Annotated in this window: 19 protein-coding genes; 1 reads left to right on the top strand and 18 read right to left on the bottom strand. The window is 40.4% G+C overall.

All coding sequences use genetic code 11. The features are described 5' to 3' along the window. Positions 1–3: 3 nt before the first annotated feature. The 10 genes from polA to ACZ5OK_RS12510 form a co-directional block, all read right to left on the bottom strand. Positions 4–2,643 carry a DNA polymerase I gene (gene polA / locus ACZ5OK_RS12465; protein WP_343837481.1) on the bottom strand — a complete coding sequence of 880 codons (2,640 nt, stop codon included), beginning with the start codon at positions 2,641–2,643 and terminating at the stop codon, positions 4–6. A 92-nt stretch (positions 2,644–2,735) separates the two neighbouring features. Beyond that, entirely contained in the window at positions 2,736–3,662 is a 927-nt protein-coding gene (gene hflC, locus ACZ5OK_RS12470; protein ID WP_343837483.1) for a protease modulator HflC, read from the bottom strand. Then, positions 3,655–4,641 (bottom strand): FtsH protease activity modulator HflK, encoded by a 987-nt coding sequence (gene hflK / locus ACZ5OK_RS12475; protein ID WP_343837485.1) that lies wholly within the window; start codon positions 4,639–4,641, stop codon positions 3,655–3,657. Before hflK ends, hflC begins: the two co-directional genes overlap by 8 nt. Before the next feature lie 174 nt (positions 4,642–4,815). Next, complete coding sequence (pnpS, locus tag ACZ5OK_RS12480; RefSeq protein ID WP_343837487.1) at positions 4,816–6,570, bottom strand: two-component system histidine kinase PnpS; 1,755 nt, start codon at positions 6,568–6,570, stop codon at positions 4,816–4,818. Further along, a complete protein-coding gene (locus ACZ5OK_RS12485) occupies positions 6,571–7,266 on the bottom strand; it encodes a response regulator transcription factor (protein WP_343837489.1) in 696 nt (231 codons plus the stop codon). A 134-nt stretch (positions 7,267–7,400) separates the two neighbouring features. Next, entirely contained in the window at positions 7,401–7,877 is a 477-nt protein-coding gene (locus ACZ5OK_RS12490; RefSeq protein WP_343837492.1) for a MaoC/PaaZ C-terminal domain-containing protein, read from the bottom strand. A 78-nt stretch (positions 7,878–7,955) separates the two neighbouring features. Continuing rightward, positions 7,956–8,894 carry a malate dehydrogenase gene (gene mdh / locus ACZ5OK_RS12495; RefSeq protein ID WP_343837494.1) on the bottom strand — a complete coding sequence of 313 codons (939 nt, stop codon included), beginning with the start codon at positions 8,892–8,894 and terminating at the stop codon, positions 7,956–7,958. A gap of 23 nt (positions 8,895–8,917) precedes the next feature. Then, on the bottom strand, positions 8,918–10,192 hold the full coding sequence (icd, locus tag ACZ5OK_RS12500) for an NADP-dependent isocitrate dehydrogenase (protein WP_343837773.1): 1,275 nt from the start codon (positions 10,190–10,192) through the stop codon (positions 8,918–8,920). Positions 10,193–10,396: 204 nt separating this feature from the next. Further along, positions 10,397–11,512 (bottom strand): citrate synthase, encoded by a 1,116-nt coding sequence (gene citZ / locus ACZ5OK_RS12505; RefSeq protein WP_343837497.1) that lies wholly within the window; start codon positions 11,510–11,512, stop codon positions 10,397–10,399. Positions 11,513–11,888: 376 nt separating this feature from the next. Beyond that, positions 11,889–12,362: a DUF441 domain-containing protein gene (locus ACZ5OK_RS12510; protein WP_044158532.1), complete on the bottom strand. Its 474-nt coding sequence runs from the start codon at positions 12,360–12,362 to the stop codon at positions 11,889–11,891. Positions 12,363–12,477: 115 nt separating this feature from the next. Here ACZ5OK_RS12510 and ytvI point away from each other — a divergent pair, with 115 nt between their 5' ends. Further along, on the top strand, positions 12,478–13,596 hold the full coding sequence (ytvI, locus tag ACZ5OK_RS12515; protein ID WP_343837501.1) for a sporulation integral membrane protein YtvI: 1,119 nt from the start codon (positions 12,478–12,480) through the stop codon (positions 13,594–13,596). 33 nt (positions 13,597–13,629) lie between these two features. Here ytvI and ACZ5OK_RS12520 read toward each other — a convergent pair whose 3' ends face one another. The 8 genes from ACZ5OK_RS12520 to dnaE form a co-directional block, all read right to left on the bottom strand. Further along, on the bottom strand, positions 13,630–14,028 hold the full coding sequence (locus ACZ5OK_RS12520) for an FxsA family protein (RefSeq protein WP_343837503.1): 399 nt from the start codon (positions 14,026–14,028) through the stop codon (positions 13,630–13,632). Positions 14,029–14,082: 54 nt separating this feature from the next. Then, positions 14,083–15,843 (bottom strand): pyruvate kinase, encoded by a 1,761-nt coding sequence (gene pyk, locus ACZ5OK_RS12525; protein WP_343837505.1) that lies wholly within the window; start codon positions 15,841–15,843, stop codon positions 14,083–14,085. A gap of 52 nt (positions 15,844–15,895) precedes the next feature. Beyond that, complete coding sequence (gene pfkA / locus ACZ5OK_RS12530; RefSeq protein ID WP_343837507.1) at positions 15,896–16,855, bottom strand: 6-phosphofructokinase; 960 nt, start codon at positions 16,853–16,855, stop codon at positions 15,896–15,898. A gap of 180 nt (positions 16,856–17,035) precedes the next feature. Then, positions 17,036–18,025 carry an acetyl-CoA carboxylase carboxyl transferase subunit alpha gene (gene accA / locus ACZ5OK_RS12535; protein ID WP_343837509.1) on the bottom strand — a complete coding sequence of 330 codons (990 nt, stop codon included), beginning with the start codon at positions 18,023–18,025 and terminating at the stop codon, positions 17,036–17,038. Further along, entirely contained in the window at positions 18,022–18,882 is an 861-nt protein-coding gene (gene accD / locus ACZ5OK_RS12540; RefSeq protein ID WP_343837512.1) for an acetyl-CoA carboxylase, carboxyltransferase subunit beta, read from the bottom strand. The genes accA and accD overlap by 4 nt, the downstream gene beginning before the upstream one ends. A gap of 495 nt (positions 18,883–19,377) precedes the next feature. Next, entirely contained in the window at positions 19,378–19,992 is a 615-nt protein-coding gene (locus tag ACZ5OK_RS12545) for a FadR/GntR family transcriptional regulator (protein WP_343837513.1), read from the bottom strand. Between the two features lie 44 nt (positions 19,993–20,036). After that, positions 20,037–21,239, bottom strand: coding sequence for an NADP-dependent malic enzyme (gene ystJ / locus ACZ5OK_RS12550; RefSeq protein WP_202925693.1), 1,203 nt, complete (start codon positions 21,237–21,239; stop codon positions 20,037–20,039). A 159-nt stretch (positions 21,240–21,398) separates the two neighbouring features. After that, positions 21,399–24,752, bottom strand: a complete 3,354-nt coding sequence (gene dnaE, locus ACZ5OK_RS12555) for a DNA polymerase III subunit alpha (RefSeq protein ID WP_343837516.1) — start codon at positions 24,750–24,752, stop codon at positions 21,399–21,401. Positions 24,753–24,771 lie beyond the last annotated feature (19 nt).

A 24,771-nucleotide genomic window follows, 5' to 3' on the forward strand; every position in this document is an offset into this window, starting at 1 on the left:
TGATTATTTCGCATCAAACCATGTTGTACCATGGGCAAAATCGACTTTTAATGGAACATCCAATTGAACCGTATTTACCATAACGTCCAGCACGGTCTGCTGAAGCTGTTCCACCTCATTTTCAGGTGCCTCTAAGATCAACTCATCGTGGACCTGAAGCAGTAATTTAGCCTCAAACTTTTCCTCTTCCAGACGAGCCGCTAAATCGATCATCGCTTTTTTAATAATATCAGCAGCACTTCCCTGAATAGGTGTGTTCATTGCTGTACGTTCTGCAAAGCTTCTCCGGTTAAAATTACGGCTGTTGATTTCAGGTAAGTAACGGCGTCTGTTCATAAGGGTTTGAACATAACCATTTTGTTTTGCTTCCTTCACAATTTCATCCATATACTTCTTCACGCCGGGAAAGCTCTCAAAGTAGGCTTCAATAAACGCCTTTGCTTCCTTTCTGGTAATGCCAAGACTTTGGCTTAAACCGTAATCACTGATCCCATATACAATTCCAAAGTTTACAGCCTTTGCCTGGCGCCTCATATTGGACGTCACATCATCCTCGCTAACGTTAAACACATCCATCGCTGTCTTTGTATGAATATCCTGGTTATTTCGGAAGGCATCAATCAGTTTTTCATCACCAGCTATATGCGCCAGTACTCTTAGTTCAATTTGGGAATAATCTCCTGCAAAAATGACCCAGTTTTCATTTGAAGGAACGAAGGCCTGGCGAATCTTTCTTCCTTCTTCAAGACGAATCGGTATATTTTGCAGGTTTGGTTCTGTAGAGCTTAATCGTCCAGTTTGTGTTAAAGCCTGATTAAATCTTGTATGAATTTTTTGTTCATCTTCATCAACGACTTTTAACAATCCCTCTATGTAAGTAGACTGTAATTTGCCCAACTGGCGATATAGCAGGATCTTAGGCATAATCTCATGTTTGTCCTTCAGCTGTTCCAGTACATCAGCTGCCGTTGAATAGCCCGTTTTTGTCTTTTTAATCACTGGGAGCTCCAGTTTTTCAAATAGGATAACGCCCAGCTGTTTAGGTGAGTTTATATTAAAGCGTTCGCCGGCTAATTCATAAATTTCCTGTTCCAGGGTGTCCAAACGCTCTTTTAACTCCTCGCCCATTTCATTAAGACGATTGGTGTCAACCTTTACCCCGTAATACTCCATTTCACCCAGAACGGTAGCTAACGGAAGCTCAAGCTCCGTATATAAGCGTTGCTGATCATTTTCTTTCAGCTTTTCTACAATCTGGTCTTTTAAATGAAAAATCGCGTTCGCCTTTCTCACCACATGTTCAGACAAGACCTCAGACTCCGGAACCTTCTGCTTTGCTCCCTTTCCAAATACTTCCTCATCATAGGAAAGGTTATGATAATTCATTCGCTGACTGATGGAGGGAACATCATGATGATTTTCTGCCGGGTTAATAATATAGGAAGCCAGCAGCATATCAAAGCTTAAGCCCTTGATATCAATCCCTTTCCGTTTAAGGGCTACCGTTACCCGTTTCGCATCAAATACAAATTTTTTCTTATCCTTGTTTTCAGCCCAGTTTTTAAATACGTCGGATTCCAATGCTGCCACGGTCGGGATGAAATAATGGCCCTGGTTATTTACCACACCAAAACCTAAAATCGTCCCATAGTAGTAATGTTCCTCAAGCATTTCAACAAATAATGCATCTTCACCTGTAAACATATCTGACTTAACGTCTTCTATAACTGTAAAATCAATATCTTCAAGAGCGTCGGCCTGCTCTTCTGTCTCAGCTTCTCCTCCATCAATTCGGGTCAGCAGTGAATGGAAGCCCAGTTCTTTAAAGAGTCCCAGCACCTTTTGTGATGGATAGCCATCATAGGTAACATCCGTCAATTTCACAGTTACAGGAGAATCCCGATTAATCGTAGCCAGTTCCTTACTCATAAATGCATCATCTTTATGGTTTTCCAGCTTTTCCTTTAATTTCTTTCCGCTTACTTCATCCATGTTTTCATAAATCGATTCTAGAGTACCAAACTGATTTAACAGTTTAACTGCCGTCTTTTCGCCAACCCCTGGTATACCCGGAATGTTGTCTGAACTATCCCCCATCAGTGCCTTCATATCGACGACCTGATCAGGGCGAATCCCCATTTTTTCCTCTAAGAAATCCGGTGTGTAATTTTCAATGTTGGTGACTCCCTTTTTGGTTAATGAAACATTCACATCCTTGTCCACTAATTGTAAAAGGTCCCGGTCACCTGAAATGACTTTCACCTCCATATCATCCTGCTTTGCAGACTTAGAGAGGGTGCCAATAATATCATCAGCTTCAAATTGATCTATTTCATAATGGGAAATCTCAAAGGATTCAAGTAATTCTTTAACTAGTGGAAACTGCTCAGAAAGCTCAGATGGAGTTTTCTGACGACCACCTTTGTATTCTGTATAGGTTTTATGACGAAAAGTTGTTTTCCCTGCATCAAAGGCCACCAGTAAATGGGTCGGCTTTTCTTCCTCCAAAATCCTTAAAAGCATTGTTGTAAATCCGTACACAGCATTTGTGTAAACCCCTTTTTCATTGTTCAGTAAAGGCAAGGCAAAAAAGGCACGATACAAAATACTGTTCCCGTCAATCAATACTAATTTTTGTGACATCTTCCCACTCCTCATATTCAATCAAAAAGACGTTTCTTTCCTTCTATTTTATCACGTATTGGATAAGAAGGAAAAAAACGTCTGTTTATTCATTATTCCCCAAAATAACCGAGCAATGTCCTTGCATATGGTGAGTCGTGAGGGAGAATGATGGTCGTCTGATCATCCACCGTTGTCTTGTAGGATTCAAGGGTGCGATATAAACGGTAAAATTCAGGATCTTTGGAGAATGCTTCGTTATAAATCTGAGCTGCTTCCTGTTCTCCTTCCGCCCGAATTTGTTCTGCATCTGCTCTTGCCTTGGACAGCATTTCCTGTACCTCACGGTCGGTTTCTGCCATGATACGGCTCTTTTCCGCTTCACCTCTTGACAAGTATTCCTGTGCTGTTGATTCTCTTTCAGAAATCATTCTCGTATACACGGATTGTTCATTGGCTTCTGGTAAGTCCGTACGTTTAATTCGCACATCCCTTACTTCTGCACCATAATCACTTAATAACTCATTAACCCTCTCCGTGATTCTGATATTCAAATCACTTCTGGATGACTTTTCATCATTAATGATTTCTTCATAATTCATTTGTCCTAGTTCCGTTCGAACCGTGGAGAAAATAAATTCTCCCATTCTGGACTGGGCCCCTACGACAGTTTTTGCAGTATTAATCATTCTGGTTGGATCAGTGATACGCCAAACTGCATAGTTGTCAATAATAATTCGCTTTTTATCAAGCGTGTTAATCTCCTGCTCTTCCATATCATAACTCATATTTTTGTTTGGCAATGTTGTTGTCGTCTGAATAAATGGAATCTTAAAGTGAAGCCCGGGTTCACCTTCTACATGTACAACCTCTCCAAACTGGCGGACCACTTTATACTCTCCCTCTTTCGTAATCATCATGCTGTTTAAAATCGTTATCAGCAGAATAATCAGTATGAGGATGGAAATTCCAGCCTTCATATATTTTCTGAAGTTCACAGGTTTTGACGTCTTCATGTCAAAAACATTTTCATCACTCATTGCTATTGCTCCCTTCTGCCTCATCTGTATTTTGCGATGTCTCGCTATCGCCCGGACGAATGGTCTGGGTATTTGCCTGATTCGTTAAAGGTAAATATTGAAGTGTATTTCCATCCTCATTCAGAATATAAACCTGTGCATTCGGCAATACATCCTCAAGGGTTTCAATGACCAGGCGATCTCTGGTTACATCAGGTGAGTCTGCATATTCTTCATATAAGGCATTGAACTGGGAAATATCCCCACGGGCCTTTTCAATTCTTTCTACTTTATCCCCTTCAGCGCGCGAAATGATTGCATCCTTTTCCCCTAATGCTTCTTCTACCTGTTGATTTTCATATTTCCTTGCCTCATTAATCTTTGTATTCATCGTTTCTCTGGCATCTGTTACTTTTGTGAATGCTTTTCGTACTTCCTGATTGGGCAAGTCTACTTCCTGCAGCTTCACATCAAGTATGGATATCCCAATGTCATAGTCTGATATGAGCTTCGTCAGTAAATCCCGAACGTCATTTTCTATTTCCGCTTTTCCGGAAGTTAAGGCTTCATCAATTTCAGATGTTCCGATAATCCCTCTTAAAGAAGCTGAAGTAGCGTTCTCTAAGACGCCTTTGGGGTCGGTTGAATTAAACAAGTATTTCTCAGGTTCTATTATTCTCCACTGAACGACCAGATCGGCCAGAACAATATTTTCATCTCCGGTAATCATCCTTATTACATCAGCATCCTCTTCACTGTCAGGATCATAACCGAAGTCCAGGCTAAAGGTTTCCTGTGACAGGGTTTCTACCGTCTGAATCGGCCATGGCAATTTGAAATGCAGACCAGGCTCCGTGTTCGTTTCCTCTGCTTCCCCAAGAGTGATGACCACTGCCTGCTCAGATTCGTCAACGGTATACCAGCTTGTAGCAACTGACAAACCTAGAATGATAATAATGATTACTATTCCGATCCACATATATATCCGACGTAAACTCATGTGGTGCCCTCCTATGTACCTATATATTTTTTTACAATTGTATTACGATTAACGTACAAAAAGGTTTCAATAACAACAAAAAAAAGATAGAGACTTTTAATCTCTATCAAACAGTTAATTCGGATGAAAGGGTTATTATATAGATTATCAGACGATTATTTAGCTGCTATGTATTTAAGATGAAGATTCTGTAAACTTCTTCGGAACCCTGACAGAAAATGTTGTTCCTTCATTAATTGTACTCTCTACCTCAATTTTCCCATCGTGTGCCTCTGCTATATGTTTAACAATGGCTAGACCTAATCCTGTCCCTCCGGAGTTCCTGCTTCTCGCCTTATCCACACGATAAAACCGTTCAAAAATTCTCGGAAGGTGCTCCTGTGGAATGCCAATACCTGTATCTGTTATGTTAATTTGGACCTCATTCCTGTTCTCTTCTGCTCCTATATTTATCTGACCGTCTTCTGGTGTATAGTGAATTGCATTTGACAGCAGATTTAATAATAGCTGTGTAAAACGAGTGGCGTCTGCTTCAAGCTCCAGCGAAGGGGCAACGTCCACTTTTACTTGAATTTGTTTTTCTTCAGCCGAATGACGTACAAGGGAGAGGACATCATCAATCAGACTTTTTAGTTTAATCCTGTCTATATTTAAGTGGAAATCCTCTTTTTCAAGTTTTGACAGCTCCAGCAAATCACTGATTAATAATTGCAGCCTTCCACTTTCCTTATGAATAATAGATAAAAATTTCTCTCGTACTTCAGGATCTTCCTGTGCTCCGCCTAATAGAGTTTCAGCAAATCCTCTTATGGACGTAATAGGTGTTTTCAGTTCATGAGAAACATTCGCAACAAAGTCCTTTCTCATTTCCTCAAGACGCTTCAAATCAGTAATATCATGAAAAACAAGGACAACACCCTTCCATCTTTTCTGGTGGTTGAAAATAGGTGCCCCGGAAATCATAAAAAAGCGTCGTTCAATATCAAAAGGAACAACCAGTGTCCTCTGGATATTCTCTTCAAACATAAATACATCTCTTACCGTATCATGTACCTGATTATAGGAAAGAGCCTCATAATATAAATAGCCTAAATAAGAGGCAGAATCTCCTTTAAATGTGTTAAGAAAAGAACGATTCACTAACTGAATATACCCTTTCTCATTTATTAAAATCAAACCGCTATCCATGTTTTCAACAACAGCCATTAAACGATCGTTTTGTATCTCTCGCTGCAAATTCATCTCATATAAATTTCTGGCCAGCAGGTTGATTGAATTTGTCAGTTTTCCCGTTTCCCCATACTGCGTTTCGTACGTGCGGGCATTGTAGTTTCCCTCTGCAAGCTGGTAAGCCACATGGGATGCACTCCGAACAGGCCTAACATATTTATCCATAAAGTGATAGCCAATAATAAAAATAATAATAAGTACCATAAATAAAACAACACCGATAAGCAGCCATATATTGGCTGTAATCCCACTCACTGATTTTATGGGCAGCACAAATATGAGCGTGCCTTCGTTATTATCCAGAGATTTTTTTGAATAATACAGCCCTTCATGCAGTGAGTGATCCTCGTTCTTTAAATCTGCCATGTTGCCTTGCAGAAATTGAATAATCTCAGATGGATTTTTATCCGTCACCTGTCCAGCAGTATTCAGAACCAATTCCTGTTCATGATTAAACCATAAAATGCCTAATTTCAGCTGATTACTTACCGTTTTTAACAAGTTAGCTTTATTTCCTTCTGCCTGTTCAGTATCATCCAATAATTGACCAATATATTCACTTTCTGCGCTGACTCTCTCATCAACAGCATCCAGCGTGAATTTCTTTGTAATTTGTACAAGCAAAAAACCAATAATGACCATACTGACGACAATTAAAACAGCATAAATCATAAACGTACGAGATGATGATTTATTCATTTATTTAGGAGCCTCCAATTTGTAGCCAAGCCCTCTAATCGTTTTAATATATGCAGGTTTTTTTGTATCAGGTTCAATTTTTTCCCGCAAATGACTGATATGCACATCGACAATCCTGGTATCACCAACAAAATCATAATTCCAGACAGCACTTAACAGCTGATCTCTCGACAGGACTTTTCCAAAATTCCGGGCAAGATATAAAAGCAATTCAAACTCTTTAGGTGTGAATTCCAACAACTGCTGATTCATATAGGCTTCATACTGATCAGGATAGATAACGAGGTCGCTGATAACAATCTTATCAGAACTGTCATCATGATCCTTTTTCTTAAAACGTCTTAAAATCGCTTTAATACGTGCGACTACTTCACGGGGACTGAAGGGCTTTGTTAAATAGTCATCGGCTCCGATTTCAAGTCCGAGTACTCTGTCAAACTCCTCATCCTTTGCTGTCAGCATTAGAATCGGTACTTCCAGCCCTCTTTGACGAAGAGTGCGGCACACCTCCATCCCATCTAATTTAGGAAGCATTAAATCGAGGATAATCAGATCAAAATCTTCCTTATCAGCAGCATTCAAGGCTTCTTCTCCATCATAAACGGCTTCTGCTTCAAAACCTGCCTGTTCAATATTATACTTTAAGAGCGTTACAATAGATTCTTCATCGTCTACGATTAAAATTCGTTTCCCCATTTAACCACCCCAACTTCTATTTACCTCCATCATATACCGTGCGAAAGAAAATAAAAAGAAGTCTAAATAAAAATTTACATGATATTTACATTGGTTCGATAAAGATTAGTTTGTACTCAGAAATCCATCCTATCCTAGTGAAAGTTTTCCAAAGAACGGCTGATGATCGACTCCGGCTGATAAGGGGGACAAACTTCAATTCTACCTTCTATAACGATATCCTGTTCTGAATCTGTGGCATAGATTTGCAGGATGGTACGATGGTTTCCTGTATCAATTTCCATAACTTCCAATTGCAGATGAATTTCATCATCATGATAGACCGGTTTCTGATAGGAAAGATGTTGTTCAGTTATATGGCTGCCAGGTCCGGGCAGCTGATTAGTTACTGCTGTTGAAATAAATCCGTTAAGCATGATGGAAGGAACAAGAGGACGTTTGTATGGTGTCTGCGAAGCGTAATCATGCTGAATATATAAAGGATTAGAATCATTCGTTAATCCTAAATACAGCAATAAATCCTTATCCTCCATTTTAACGTTCGTCTCATAGCTATCTCCTATTTTAAGGTCATTGATTGAATGGCCCAGCTTTCTTTTTTTAAAGAACATTTCAACACCTCCTATGTAAGCGTTTTCCTTAATGGTGTAAAAAGAATCCGGGGTATTTCCCGAATTCTTTTTCTAACGCTATGATAATACTTTTAGTACATTTTTAACCGAATCAGCTGATTTATCTAGATCGGCTTTTTCATCATCTGTTAAGTCTAATTCGATGACCTTTTCAATTCCATTGCCGCCAAGAATGGTTGGAACGCCAAGGTAAATACCTTCGTATCCGTATTCTCCTTCAAGGTAGGCGATGGAAGGCAACACTCTTCGCTGGTCCTTCAAGATGGCCTCTGTCATTTCAGTTAAGGAGGCTGCAGGGGCATAGTAGGCACTGCCATTACCTAATAAACCTACAATTTCCCCTCCACCTTTTCGGGTACGCTCAACAATTGCATTTATTCGATCCTGTGGCAATAGTTTCTCCAGAGGAATTCCTCCTGCATAAGAGTATCTGATTAGCGGAACCATGTCGTCGCCATGTCCGCCTAATACGAAGCCTGTAATATCTTTTACAGAAAGATTCAGCTCCTGAGCAACGAATGTTCGGAAACGGGCTGTATCCAACACACCCGATTGGCCGATGACACGGTTTTTAGGGAATCCTGATTCCTGAAACACTGCATAGGTCATTGCGTCTACAGGATTCGTTAATACCACAATCAGACAATCAGGAGAGTATTTTACAATTTCCTTTGTCACAGTCTTCATAATCTTTGCATTAGTGCTCACTAAGTCATCACGGCTCATCCCTGGTTTACGGGCAATCCCTGCCGTAATAATGACAAGATCTGAATCCTTTGTATCCTCATAATTAGATGTACCGGTGATATTGGCATCAAAACCTTGAACAGGGCCAGCCTCCAGCATATCCAATGCCTTCCCCTTTGTTGGATCTTCCATATCCGGAATATCCACAAGCACGACATCCGCAAGCTCCTTTTGAGCCACCATAAGAGCCGTTGTAGCACCAGTAAAACCAGCACCTATTACAGAAACCTTTTTACGCTTAATTGCCATGACGTATGCCTCCTTACTCCTGATTACTCATCCATATTCTTGATGAGCTCATCTCCAAATTCAGAACATTTCACTTCAGTAGCACCATCCATTAAACGGGCAAAGTCATAAGTAACAACTTTACTTGCAATGGTCTTTTCCATAGCTTTTGTTACTAAGTCAGCTGCTTCTCTCCAGCCAATATGCTCAAGCATTAAGACACCTGACAGGATAACTGAAGAAGGATTAACTTTATCAAGTCCCGCATACTTTGGAGCTGTACCATGTGTAGCTTCGAAAATAGCATGACCGGATTCAGAGTTAATATTTGCTCCTGGTGCAATACCGATTCCGCCTACTTGTGCAGCTAGCGCATCTGAAATATAGTCACCATTTAAGTTCATTGTAGCCACAACATCAAACTCTTTTGGACGAGTCAGTATTTGTTGAAGGAAAATATCAGCAATGGCATCCTTAACAATAAGCTTACCAGCTTTTTCTGCTTCATCCTGCGCCTGATTAGCAGCATCTTTCCCTTTTTCTTCTACAATACGATCGTATTCAGCCCAGGTAAATACTTTATCTCCGTATTCCTGTTCAGCTACCTCGTAGCCCCAGTTTTTAAAGGAACCTTCTGTAAACTTCATAATATTACCCTTATGAACCAGAGTAACACTCTTACGTCCTTCGTTAAAAGCATAGTCAATAGCAGCACGGACTAAACGTTTTGTTCCTTCTTCCGAGACGGGCTTAACACCGATACCTGAGGTTTCAGGGAAACGAATGTTATGTACCCCCATTTCATTTTGAAGAAAATCGATCACTTTTTTCACTTCAGGAGAGCCTTCCTGCCATTCAATACCTGCATAAATATCCTCCGTATTTTCACGGAAAATAGCCATATCTGTATCTTCAGGACGCTTTACTGGTGACGGTACCCCATCAAAGTAACGTACAGGACGAAGACACGTAAACAAATCCAATTCCTGACGAAGGGCAACGTTAAGAGAACGAATACCTCCACCAATAGGCGTTGTCAGAGGACCTTTAATAGCTATTTTATATTCACGAATGGTTTCCAATGTTTCGTCCGGGAGCCATTCTCCTGTTTTATCATAGGCTTTCTGTCCTGCCAATACTTCTTTCCATTCAATCTTTTTCTCACCATTATAGGCTTTTTCTACTGCTGCTTCTAAAACACGGGAGGCTGAAGCCCAAATATCCGGGCCTGTTCCATCCCCTTCAATAAACGGAATTACTGGTTGATTCGGTACATTCATTTTTCCATTTTCTACTGTAATTTTTTCACTCATGTTTATACCTCCTATAATGAATACTTGATGTCCAATTCTATAATATGTTACATCATGCTCCAATGCAAAAAGAACTCTATTTCCTATTTAACACTGAAGCAGAATTCACCATTTTCTCATGACTTTTGCTATAGACCAGCTTTGCTCATGACAAGAAGCCAAACGTGTTTGGCTTCTTGTCAGACTCTTATAAATCCTGTCTATCAATCTTTATCGATGTTCAATAGGCTCATACACCTGGTTTTCAGGACCCACGTATTCAGCACGGGGACGAATGAGTCTGTTATTTTCATATTGTTCCAGAATATGAGCTAACCAGCCAGATACACGGCTTACAGCAAAAATAGGTGTGAATAAGTCGTGTTCAATACCCAGACTATGGTATACAGAAGCTGAATAAAAGTCTACATTGGCTGGAAGGCCTTTCTCTTCCTTTATATAATTCTCAATTAAAACGGACATGTCATACCACTTTGATTGACCCGTAATTTCCGTTAAATGCTCTGACATTTTACGCAAGTGTTTAGCACGGGGATCACCCTGGCGATATACCCGGTGGCCCATTCCCATGATTTTTTCTTTATTTGCCAGTTTCTCTTTAATGTAATCGATCGCATTTTCCGGTTCTCCAATTTCAGTCAGCATCTTCATCACTCGCTCATTTGCTCCGCCATGAAGAGGCCCTTTTAATGCACCAATAGCTGAAGTGATACCAGAGTAAATATCGGACAAAGTAGCTACACAGACACGAGCTGTAAAGGTTGAGGCATTTAACTCATGGTCTGCATGAAGAATTAAAGCCTTGTTCATCGCTTCTTCTTCAATGTCCTCTGGAACTTTTCCATTGACCATGTACAGAAAATTGGCTGCAAAATTCAAATCTTTACGTGGTGCAACAGGTTCCTCACCCTTACGTATTCTTGCAAAAGCTGCAACAATTGCAGGCATTTTGGCCTGGATACGAGCCGCTTTTCTGCGATTTGCTTCTTCATCCATTACATCAGCTTCATCATCATATAAACCAAGCATAGATACGGATGTACGAAGAGCTGCCATTGGATGAACAGATTTTAAATCATAGGACTTTAAGTGATTAATGAGTTCATTTGGAATAGCCATATTCTCTGCTAAATCTTTTTTTAGATTCGTTAACTCATTTGAAATAGGTAAACGTTTGTTCCATAAAAGGAAGATTACTTCTTCAAAACTTGAATTTTCAGCCAAATCATCAATGGAGTAACCAACGTATGTAAGCTGGTCATTAATGATTGAACTGATGGAAGATTCCGTTGCGACGATTCCCTCAAGTCCCTTTGTTCCTGCCATGTAAACTCTCTCCTTTACGTAAAAATTTCCCCACTTGTTTTGAGAAAAGCAAAAAATAAAATGAGTACGTCACAAAAATGACGGAGGTTCATTTTTCTATACTTTTAAAACCTTTAGAGATTTTAAAAAAGTATAATAAAAGAAAACGCTTTTAAATATATCCATAGATGCATATAAAACTATAACAGCATCTATAACTAATTATAAACAAAATTCAGTAGAATGTGAAATTATTTTGTACATTTGAATCAGAATTTTTTAAATCAAATATTTTTTAAGTTACGGATATTTGCAACATTTACCAAAAAAGAACGGACTTCTGTTTTTATAAATAGCAGAATCCGTTCTTTTCTTTACAGATTGATCACTTATTTTTCTAAGCTAATAATTGGATAAAAAAGTCTACCCCTTTTATAACCAGAAATGAAATTCCCGCACCAATTAGTGGTCCTACAGCAACGCCATTAAATAAAACCACTCCTAAAATGGTTCCTATAACCAGCGCAGTTGTTAAATGGGGGTCACTTGATAAGAGTGTAAGACCATCTCTGGCAATATAGGCTACAAACACTCCTGCAGCTAAAGAAATCCATGCATAATAGCCCTTGATGCTTTCCAGCAATTCCTTAAATCCTATCTCTCCTGAAGCTATGGGAGCTAAAACAGCTACCGTAATCACAATGACCCCTATACTAATTCCTTTTGCCTCCAGATAAGGGAGTACCTTTTCTTCAACATTAAATAATTTAATCCCCAGCAAAATATATACAGCAATCATAATTGCCTGATTTTTTGCAATAAATCCTAATAGCAATAATATAAATAAAAATACAGTAGATTGAGATAGCATGTCTTTTCCTTCCTTTCACTTAACGCGATGACTGTCACATTCCAAAAAGATTTTAACACAGTCGTCAACAGGAAAAGGAAAGACATAAGTTCCTGACAAAAAAGGAGGTGATTGCTTGATCCAGAATATCTATGTACAAAGATTGCTCAGGATCTTTGCGGTTATTGGAGTTCTGACCGCCATTGTTGCTGTTTTTATCGTTTTATCCAAATATACATATCCATTCCTGTTTGCTATTTTATTTGCTTTTATTATGAATCCCTTTGTGAACTATTTGGAAAGACGAATGAAACTTCCCCGGCCATTGGCTGTCTTTCTGGTTATATTAATTATTCTGGCAATGATTATTTCTGTCATTACCGTGTTGATCGTAGAAATTGTCAGCGGCTTTGCCTATCTCGCTAAAGAAGTTCCTAAATATTTTGAAGAGCTTATCAGCTTTTTCCAGGAGCTGATAACAGCACAGGTCATTCCCATCTATGAGCGGTTAAGTGAAATGATGGACAGCCTTGATGAATCTTATCGAGCTGAGATTATGTCACAGATTAGTAATATGGGTTCCAGCATTTCAAATACCGGACAGCAGATAATTAAGAGTATACTAACATGGATTCCCAATCAGATTGCCGGGATCCCGAATTTGGCAACAGTCATGATTTTTTCATTGTTAGGGACATTCTTTATCAGTAAAGACTGGAATAAATTATCAGATGTAATCAAAAAGGTCACACCTGAGCGTGTAGCGGTTTCTGCCAAAAATGTCACAAGTGGTCTGCAACGGGCGTTAACCGGTTTTATCCGGGCCCAGTTTATTCTGATTTCCATCACAGCCGTTATCGTTCTCATTGGATTTTTAATTCTGCAAATTGATTACGCCATCACTTTAGCCCTAATCATTGGAGCTGTTGATCTGCTGCCATATTTAGGGACGGGCTTAGTGTTTGTTCCTTGGATTTTATATATGTTTTTTACCGGAAATTATTTTCTCACAATCGGATTGTCCATTTTATACGGAGTCGTTATCCTGCAACGGCAGCTAATGGAGCCAAAAGTATTATCGTCAAACATAGGATTAGATCCATTGGCGACATTAATCGCCTTATTTGTCGGTTTCCAGGTACTTGGCTTCGCTGGTTTAATCATCGGGCCTGTATCTCTGGTCATTATTAATACTTTTTATCAAACAGGGGTTTTCAGAGAGCTTTGGGAGTTTATAAAGGGGGGAAAGACGTAATTGACAAGGTGGAGAAGCTGATTCATGCTGAAGTTACCTCCACCTTCCAAAAACAGTTATGGTTCCTTTATTAAGCATGGTTCGGAATATATCCTTCATCCATCGTTTGATCGGCTTTCTTGTAAGAGGGAATAATAGGATAAATCCAATCGTATCTGTAAGAAAACCTGGAGTAAAAAGAAGGACAGCACCAATCAGAATAGCAAGTCCATCAAAAATCTCTTCTGTGGGAAATCGGCCATATTCAAGGTGTTCCCTGGCTCTTCCCAAGGTTTCCAGTCCCTGCTGCTTTGCTAATAGAGCACCTAAAATCCCTGTAAGAATAATACCTAAAACCACAAACCACACACTGAACAGATTGCCAAGCCACATAAAGACACCAATTTCAAGGGCTGACATTATGACAATAAATAAGAAAACAAAACGGAACATTGGCATCTCATCCTTTATTTAGAATAGAGGAGGAAAGCCCTCCTCTATAGTGCATTATAAAACACTTGCATGTCCTCGGTAAATATCACCGCGTGAAGCATCGATTGTAATTTCATCTCCGGTTTGAATAATTTTGGTTGCCTCACTTACACCTACAATCACAGGAATCCCCAAGCTTAACCCGACAACTGCAGCATGAGATGTTAATCCACCTTCTTCGGTGACAATACCTCCTGCCTTTTCAATAGCCGGCATCATCTCTTTATCCGTACTGTTTGTAACTAATATGTCTCCTTCACTAAGGCTGTTTTTACCTTCAGACGTACTATTTGTTACAAAAGCTCTGCCAAAGTTGTTTTTCTTGCCTACACCCTGTCCTTTTGCCATGACATCTCCCACGATATGAACCTTCATGAGATTGGTTGTTCCACTTTCACCAACAGGTACTCCTGCCGTAATAATTACCTTGTCTCCACGTTTAAACAGTCCTGTTTCAAGTCCACGATTAATTGCACTATCCAGCATTTCATCCGTACTTGATACGGTTTGCCCAGGTATAGCATGAACACCCCAGGCAAGGGCTAATTGGCGCTGAACCGATTCATGAGCTGTAACAGCTATAATCGAGGCTTTAGGACGATACTTGGAAATCATTCTTGCCGTATGACCACTTTCCGTTGGTGTGATAATTGCCCCAGCCTTAAGATTCTCAGCGGCAAAGGATACAGACTGACTGATGACATCTGTGACGGTAACCTCTACTTCTTTAGCCCGCTTTTCTGAAATTTGTTCATTATCTAAAGAACGCTCTACATGTACAGCAATATTGTACATGGTTTGAACAGATTCTACAGGATACTGGCCTGCTGCTGTTTCACCAGAAAGCATAATCGCGTCTGTCCCATCAAAAATAGCATTAGCTACATCGCTTGCTTCAGCCCGGGTTGGACGTGGATTGCGCTGCATGGAGTCCAGCATTTGCGTAGCCGTTATTACTGGCTTACCTGCTTTATTGCACTGTTCAATCAGGCTTTTCTGTACGAGAGGAACCTCTTCTGCAGGAATCTCTACACCTAAGTCCCCTCTGGCGACCATTAACCCATCACTTACTTCAAGGATGGCACCAATATTGTCCACGCCTTCACGGTTTTCAATTTTCGGGATGATATGAATATTCTCGGCTTTATATTCCTCTAACAATTCTCTGATTTCAAGTACATCTGAAGTCCTTCTTACAAAAGAAGCGGCGATGAAGTCAATTCCTTCTTCAATTCCGAAGATGATATCCCGGGCATCCTTTTCTGTTATTCCCGGCAGATTCACACTAACGTTAGGGACGTTTACACCCTTCTTATTTTTCAAAACTCCGGAGTTTAATATATCTGTGACAATTTCACCTGAATCCATCCTGATTTCTTTTACCTCAAGCTCAATAAGTCCATCATCCAGAAGAATTTTTGATCCGGGATAAACATCATTAATCAGTCCTGGATAAGTAACAGAAAAACGGGACTTATCCCCTTCTGTCTCATCCATTGAAACAATCACCTGTTCACCCTGCTCTAAATATACTTCTTCTGTTTTCATATTGCCTGTTCGAATTTCCGGACCCTTTGTATCCAAGAGAATCGCTACGGTTTGATTTTTGTTAGCTGCTGCCTGACGAATATTTTTGATTCGCTGGCGGTGTTCCTCATGATCTCCGTGTGAAAAATTCAGACGAGCAACGTTCATACCTGCATCAATCAACTGTTCAAGTTGTTCTACTGATTCTGATGCAGGTCCTATTGTACAAACAATTTTTGTCTTCTTCATGAATATCCTCCTCTTTCATTGAAGCCAAATCACTATCTTGTTAACAATTATATTAAATCGAAAGCTCTTTAGATAGCTGATACATGGATAGTTCAGGAGTACGCTTTGCATCCAGTATTTCTATAATATCGTGGTCGACAATCTGGTTATTTTGAATCCCAACCATCTTTCCACCTTTACCTTCCATTAGAAGATCAACTGCTTTGGCTCCCAAACGACTGGCCAATACTCGGTCATTGGCCGTTGGAGTACCTCCTCTTTGTGTATGGCCAAGGACGGTTACCCGTGTTTCCATATTTAAGGCATTTTTGATTTTTTCACTATATTCCACAGCACTGCCCACACCTTCAGCAACAAGGATGATACTATGACGTTTGCCACGATCATGACCACGTTTGATACGCTCTACAACCTGCTGGAAATCTTCATTTTTTTCCGGAATTAACACACTTTCAGCACCGGCTGAAACCCCGGCCCAAAGTGCAAGGTCCCCGGCATCCCGGCCCATAACTTCAATAACATATGTACGTTCATGGGAAGTAGCTGTATCCCGGATTTTGTCCACTGCCTGTATCACTGTATTTAATGCAGTGTCGAAACCAATTGTAAAATCTGTTCCTGGAATGTCATTATCTATTGTACCCGGTACTCCGATACATGGAAAACCTTTTTCTGTAAGTTTCTTTGCTCCACGGAAGGATCCGTCTCCACCAATAACGACAAGTCCTTCAATTCCTAATTTATTTAATTGATCGATTCCTTTTTGCTGACCTTCGCTGGTTTTAAATTCAGGACAACGGGAAGTATACAGCTTTGTTCCGCCGCGCTGAATAATATCCCCAACAGAACCCAGCTCTAACTTTTCGATACTGCCATCAATTAAGCCCTGATAACCATAATAAACTCCATATACTTCTATATCATGATAAATTGCTTTTCGTGCCACTGCACGAATCGCAGCATTCATACCTGGTGCGTCTCCACCACTTGTTAAAACTCCAATTTTTTTCATGTTGATCACCTCTGCATAAATTAAGGAGTAAATTGTACTATACTAAATTAGTCCCAACCGATACTATAAACAATTTTTTCGTAAATTTGAAGGAAAAGCTGCTAAAAAACTTATTTTTGTCATATATTCAGGATTTCACAGTCAATTCCTGTTTTTATCTTCAAAAAATAACGTGCAATCTTATGATTGCACGTTATTTCCTTTCTCATCAGAGGAAAAGGTGTACGTTCCAATCTTTTTATATTTTTCCCATCGTCCTTCTAATAATTCCTCCTTGGATAATCTTGATAAGTTTTCTAAGGATTGATGAAGGACTATATCAATCTTTTTCGCCTGTTCAGAAATATCACGGTGTGCACCGCCTCTGATTTCCGGAATAATTTCATCAATAATGTCCAGCTCTTTGAGGTCATAGGAAGTAATTTTCATAGATTCAGCTGCCTTTTGAGCCAGGTTGGAGTCCTTCCATAACAGCGCTGCAGCTCCTTCAGGTGATATTACGGAATAAGTGGAATTCTCAAGCATATGTATGCGATCTCCAACTCCTAACCCGAGTGCACCACCACTTCCCCCTTCTCCAATAACGATACAGACGATGGGAACCGTAAGTCCCGCCATTTCCGTTAAGTTCCTGGCAATCGCCTCACTTTGTCCCCGTTCTTCAGCTGCTTTGCCAGGGTAGGCACCTTTTGTATCAATGAAGGAAATGATGGGACGATGAAACTTTTCGGCTTGCTTCATCAGACGCAGTGCTTTGCGATACCCTTCAGGATGAGGCATCCCAAAATTTCTGCGGATGTTTTCCTTTGTATCTTTCCCACGCTGGTGTCCTATAACCGTTACCGGCTTATCCTTATACTTGGCAATGCCTCCTACAATCGCTTCATCATCACCAAAAGCTCTGTCTCCGTGCATTTCCAGAAAGTCATCAAAAATTTCAGCAATATAATCTAAAGTTGTAGGGCGATTGGCATGTCGTGCCATTTGAACACGATCCCAGGGCTGCATGTTGCCATAAACTTCAGCCTCAAGCTTTTCCAGTCGGCCTTCAAGCTTTTCAATCTCCTGTGTTAAGTCCACTTCACTCTCATTTGTGAATTTTTTTAATTCGGCTATCTTATTTTTCAGTTCCACTACAGGCTCTTCAAAAGGGAGTACCTGGTCTTTCATTCTGTGTCACCTCCCGGCTGATGGATATCCAAAATGGTGGTTAATGTATCTTTTAAATCGTGACGATGAATGACTTGATCCAATTGACCATGCTTTAGCAAAAATTCTGCTGTCTGAAAGTCATTCGGAAGTTTTTCCCGTATGGTCTGTTCAATGATACGTCTGCCGGCAAATCCAATCAGTGCATGAGGCTCCGCAAAATTATAGTCACCCAGAGATGCAAAGCTTGCGGATACACCACCAGTTGTAGGATGAGTCATAACCGAAATCATTAATCCACCTGCTCTGTTCAAACGCTCAATTGCAACAGAGGTTTTCGTCATTTGCATCAGACTGAGAACCCCTTCCTGCATTCTTGCACCACCCGAAGCGGTAAAGATAATAAACGGGAGATTTTCTTTTCTTGCATTCTCTACTGCTCGTGCGATTTTCTCTCCGACTACCGAGCCCATACTTCCCATTCTAAACCTGGCATCCATAACAGCCACCGCTGTCGGAAAACCGTTTATTTTCCCTTTTCCTGTAACGACAGCTTCATTAATATTTGTTTTCAGCCGATCCTTCTCTAATTTTTCAAGATAATCCGGAAAGTCCAAGGGGTTTTCGGAAATCATGTCGTGATCCCACTCTTCAAAAGAATCAGCATCAAATAACATATCTATCCGTTCCCGGGAACTCAATTGATGATGGTGTCCACAGTTAGGACATACCTGCAATTGGTTATCTAATTCCTTACGATAAAAAATCTGTTTACAATGTGGGCATTTCTTCATTAACCCCTCAGGAATATCCTGCTTAGCTTCATCCCGGGGAATGGTAGCGTATCTCTTCTTCTTCCCAAAAAAATTCCCAAGCAAGCCAATACCTCCTTTTGTGTGTAGAAAAGCGGAAGGGCCTTGGTCAGCTCCAACCGGATAAGACGAGCTCATGGAGTGGCGTTCTTTGCCACGCAATGAGTTTGGCTTATAACGGCTTGGAGCTAGGCCCTGCAGCTGGACAATAGAAAAGCGCAGGCGACCGGTTAGGCCCGACAGCATAAGCAAAATTCACGGAGTGGCATGTCTTTGGCCACATAGTGGATTTTGCTTATGTCTGCTTGGGCCTGGGAGCCGGAGCTGGACAATAGAAAAGCGGAAGGGCCTTGGCAGCTCCGACCGGATAAGACGAGCTCATGGAGTGGCGTTCTTTGCCACGCAATGAGTTTGGCCTATAACGGCATGGAGCTAGGCCCTGCAACTGGACAATAGAAAAGCGCAGGCGATTGTAGACGATGAGACAGAATAGACTACTTCTATCATAAAGAAAACATTCGATGAAATTTGTAAAAGCTTGTCTATCTTTCCTATAAAATTTTATAAATGATATAAATTCCCTATAATTAACTGGATTTCGTGCTCATCTTTATTCTCAATCGCCGCTAACAGCTCCTGACAAATCCCGTCACGAAATTCGTCTGCCACATCAACCGTTTTGGAAAATCCCTCTATTAATTGCCAAATATTCAACAGTAAATCATTTTTGCATAATAGAAATAGTTCCTGTATGAAATAATAATAACAATGATGTCCTGAATACTTCATAATGGTTCCATGTAAGCGTTTAATAGAAGTCTGATTAATGTGTTCCATTCCCAATTTGGCCGCATTCAGTTCAAGCAGCATTTTCACTTCAAGTAATTCTTCTTTTGTTCGTGTTCCATTTAATATAAACGTAGATAGAAGTGAAACCGTGTGATAGGGGCGATATGTCTTTATAAACGTTCCTTCACCATGTCTGGTTTCAATAAGACCTAGTAGTTCAATAGCCCTGAGTGCTTCGCGAATGGAGGATCGACTTGCATTCAATTCCTCTGTTAAATCACGTTCAGAAGGCAGGCGGTCACCGGGAGATAGCTGATGCTGCTCAATAAATAATCGTATTTTCTCCAGCACTTCCTGATAGACTTTTGCCTTTTCTGAGTTTGTCACCTGGATACCCCTCCAACTATGTCCAATAACGATGACTTATTGTTTTACTTAATTAGCGATAATTGTCTTGTTTTTTCCGCTACCTCTTCCGGATCTCGCTCTATTCTGGCCACTCCGGATTCCATTCCCGCTTTTGCAACACTGGCAGCCACTGCTGGTGCTACCCGCGGGTCAAAAGGTGCAGGAATCACATAATCCGGGTTAAGTTCATGATCTTCAATCAGGTTCGCGATAGCTTCAGCTGCTGCAATTTTCATTCGTTCATTGATTCGTGTAGCCCGGATATCAAGAGCTCCTCTGAAAATGCCCGGAAATGCCAGAACATTGTTCACCTGGTTAGGAAAATCAGAACGGCCTGTCCCAATAACACGTGCACCAGCTTCTTTAGCATCCTCAGGCATAATTTCCGGCTCAGGGTTAGCCATAGCAAAAATAATGGCGTCTTCTTTCATAGTCTCAACCATTTCCTTAGACAGCAGACCTCCAACCGATACTCCTATGAAAACATCAGCATCCTGGATAACCTCTTCCAGAGAACCATCGATTTTATCTTTATTGGTAATCTTGGCAATATCATCCTTCACTTCATTCATTCCAGTTGTTCGTCCTTCATATATAGCACCTTTGGAATCACACATGATAATATCACGAACACCAAAATGATAAAGAAGCTTAATAATCGCAATACCGGCAGCCCCAGCACCATTTGCTACAACTTTAATATTAGAAAACGATTTGTTTACCAGCTTTAACGCATTGATTAATCCGGCGATCGTTACAATGGCTGTTCCGTGCTGATCATCGTGAAAAATCGGAATGTTGGTTTCTTTTTTCAGTCTTTCTTCTATAATAAAGCAATTAGGTGCGGCGATATCCTCCAGGTTGACTCCGCCAAAGGTTGGTTCCATTGTTTTTACGGTTCGTACAATCTCATTGATATCATGAGTGTCTAAACAAACCGGAAAGGCATCCACTCCTGCAAAGCTTTTAAATAAAGCAGCTTTTCCCTCCATAACGGGAAGAGATGCTTCTGGACCAATGTTCCCTAACCCCAATACGGCTGAACCATCACTAACAACAGCCACCATATTGCCTTTCATTGTATATTCGTAGACGTCCTCTTTCTTATCATAGATAGACTTACATGGCTCTGCTACCCATGGAGAATATGCTAAGCTTAAATCCTGTTTGTTTTTAATAGGTACTTTGGAGTATGTTGCAAGCTTCCCCTGATTTACCCGGTGCATATGTAATGCTTCTTCCTTAAAATTAGCCAACAGAATCGCTCCTTTAATAAAAGATAACTTATAAATGCAAAATGGTCTGACCACTGGATATTCACATTATAACAAATGCTAAACGGGTGTAAAGCATAAGAATGGAATTTTAGAACTAAGCTGGACCGTTTAACGTTTTAAAACTACGGATGAATAGCCAAAAAAATTCTTTAATTTCTTTAGACAGGGACTTGAAGGGTTCAAACGGTATTGACTCGTTAATCGATACGTTTCCTTTTTTCGACTGGAATAAACCAAAATAGGAATCTGACCAGGAAACTCATTCGCCACTTGCAGCAAAAAGTTCAACTGCTTACGTTCATCTTCGTCTTTAAATTGAATATAAATACGCTGGTCCGCTTTTTCGGTCTTCAGAAGATCAGGATCAAATGGAGCGGCCTTTTCAACAATCCATTGTAATTGATGATTACGAGTATCTATTTTTCCTTCAATATAAATCAGCATTTCTTCCTGAAGCCACGGGTTAATTTCCCGGTAAACATTTGGAAAAATGACTGCTTCCATTTCATCGGTTTCGTCTCCAAAAGTAGCAAACGCCATTTGGTCGCCCCGTTTCGTACGAATAACCTTCAGTGACTGGACAGCTGCAACCCCCTTCATCCTTTTCCCTGCCTGAAATTCTTTAAGCCTTGAAATTGGGACCATACCTTGTGCTCTTAACAGCTCCCTGTATGTATTCAAAGGGTGACTGGAAACGTACATTCCCAGAACTTCCTTTTCGAGGGATAATTGCTTTAACATAGGGAAGGGCTCCGTTTCAGTATAAGAGGGTTCAACTAACAGCCCATCTTCAAAAAAGGATTCCTGACCTGTCATGCCACCAAACAATTCGCCCTGCTCCATTGCCTGATCGAGGGAAGCAAGTAATGTTGATCGTTGTTTCCCTGTTTCATCAAAGGCACCTGCCAGTACAAGAGCTTCAATAACAGAGCGGTTCAATACCCTTAGTGGGACACGCTGGCAAAAATCAAAAAGGGATTGAAATTTCTCATTTTTTCTGGCATCTAAAATTGCATCAACAGCCTGCTTCCCCACCCCTTTAATAACCGTCAGCGCCATTCGTATCCGATCTTTCCCTTCTACTGAAAATCCAGCATAACTTCGGTTTACAGAAGGAGGAAGAATTTGAATAGAAAAATTCTTTGCCTCACGGATGTATTGCTGAACTTTATCCTGATCAAAGGATACAGAGCTCAGGATACTGGCAAAAAAGTACGATGGATAATGAGCCTTTAAATAAGCTAACTGGTAGGATATAAGACTATACGCTACAGCATGACTGCGGTTAAATCCATAGTTAGCAAAAGCAACAATCCACTGATAGATTTCCTCTGCAATGTCCTGGCTGTATCCATTTTTTAAGCATCCGTCAATAAATTTTTCCCTCTCAGAAGCTAATATGTCTCGTTTCTTCTTACTTACTGCTCTTCTGAGTAAGTCTGCTTCTCCTAAGGAATAGCCTGCAGCACGGTGGGCGATTTGCATAATCTGCTCCTGATAAACAAGAACCCCATACGTTTTTTCCAAAATGGGCTTCAAATCTTCATGGGGATACGTTACCTTTTCTTTTCCGTGCTTCCGTTTGATAAATGTAGAAATAAAATCCATTGGCCCTGGACGATACAAAGCATTTACCGCTACAACATCTTCAAATTCTGTCGGCTTTAACTCCTGCAGAACATTGCGCATCCCGGATGACTCAAGCTGAAAAATTCCTGATGTCTGACCGGATTGCAGCAACGTAAAGGTTTCAGAATCCTGAAGAGGAATCTGCTCAAGTGTAAACGACCTGTTTTCCCCTTTTCGAATGCGATTGATGATCTGTTCCATCAGCGATAAATTCCTTAGGCCTAAAAAGTCCATTTTTAGTAGTCCAATATGTTCTAAGTCCCCCATTGGATACTGTGTTAAAGCCACCTTATTATCCTCTGACAAAATTGGCACCATTTCTGTAAGATTGCGGTCACTCAGGACAACCCCTGCTGCATGAGTAGAGTGATGGCGGGGAAGACCTTCTATTTTATGGGCAATCTTAAACAGCCTTTTTAATGTATCTGATTGCTTTACATATTCAGTTAACTCCGGTGCCTCCTTTAGCGCTTTAGCTAAAGAGGAGGCCTGCTGGGGAATATGCTTTATTAGAAAAGCTGCATCCTGTTCATCGATTCCCATCGTTTTGATTAATTCCCGTAACAGAGACCTTGGTCCAAAAGTTCCAAACGTAATAATCTGTGCTACACGATGACTGCCGTATTTTTCCTGTACATACTGTATCACTTCATCTCTTCGATGATCTGAAAAATCAACATCAATATCCGGCATATTTCTTCGTTCAGGATTCAGGAACCGCTCGAATAACAGCCCATAATGTATGGGATCAACCTGTGTTATATCAAGTAAGTAGGCTACAAGCGATCCTGCTGCAGACCCACGTCCAGGACCTACCATGATTTGCTGTGAACGGGCAAATTGAATAAAATCCCAAACAATAAGAAAATAATCACTGAACTTCATCCGTTCAATAATGGATAGTTCATGCTCCAGTCGATGCTGAACATCCTCATAATTTTCACCGTATTTATCCGGAATTCGATCATAGCAAAGTTTTCGTAAATATTCTTCAGAAGTTCGACCATCCGGTGTCGGGTAATGAGGCAGCAGCGTCTGTCCCGAGGCAATATCCACCTCACATTGATCAGCAATCACCTTCATATTGTCCAATGCTTCCGGCCATTCTTCTTCAAAGACCATCATCATTTCTTCAGAGGTCATCATATGTTTTCTCTGCTTAGAAAATTGTTCAGTTTGGGGAGACCATTTCTTTCCGGCTTTCATAGATTGTAAACAGTCAAAAGCTATATAATCTTCTGACTGTTCATAACGAACATCCTGCAGAGCGACAACTGCCTGATGATTCTGGTCACAAATATTTTTTAATACACGGTTCATTTGTCTTTCATCGATTGTTTGATGTGGACGTACGCCAATAAAAAATGAGGAAACGGGGAGAGAATTCGAAAAACTCTTTACAATTAATGCCCATTCATCATACTGTTCAGCAAACAGCAGATGATTAAATGCCGGCTGATTGGAAGGTAAAATCGTAATCAGCTCATCAGCATAGTGCTGATAATCTTCCATGGATATCGATTTTTGCTCCTGCCTGGACAATTCCGATGATAGATGAATGAGATTTTTATAGCCTTCTGTACTTTTAGCAAGGACTACCGTTTCATAAAGGGTTCCTTCAGAGAAGATATCCGTTTTCATGCCTATAATCGGTTTTATTCCTTCATTTCGACATCTTTCATAGAACTGAACGGCTCCATGAAGAATATGATCATCCGTTAAAGCAACAGCAGCAAAACCCTTTCCTTTTGCCGCTTTCACAAGTTTATCTATAGATAAAAGACTGTTCATAAAACTATATCCACTATGTACCTCAAGATGGATGATATCCATTTCAACGTCACACCTTTAA

This window comes from Salinibacillus aidingensis (genome assembly GCF_055393355.1).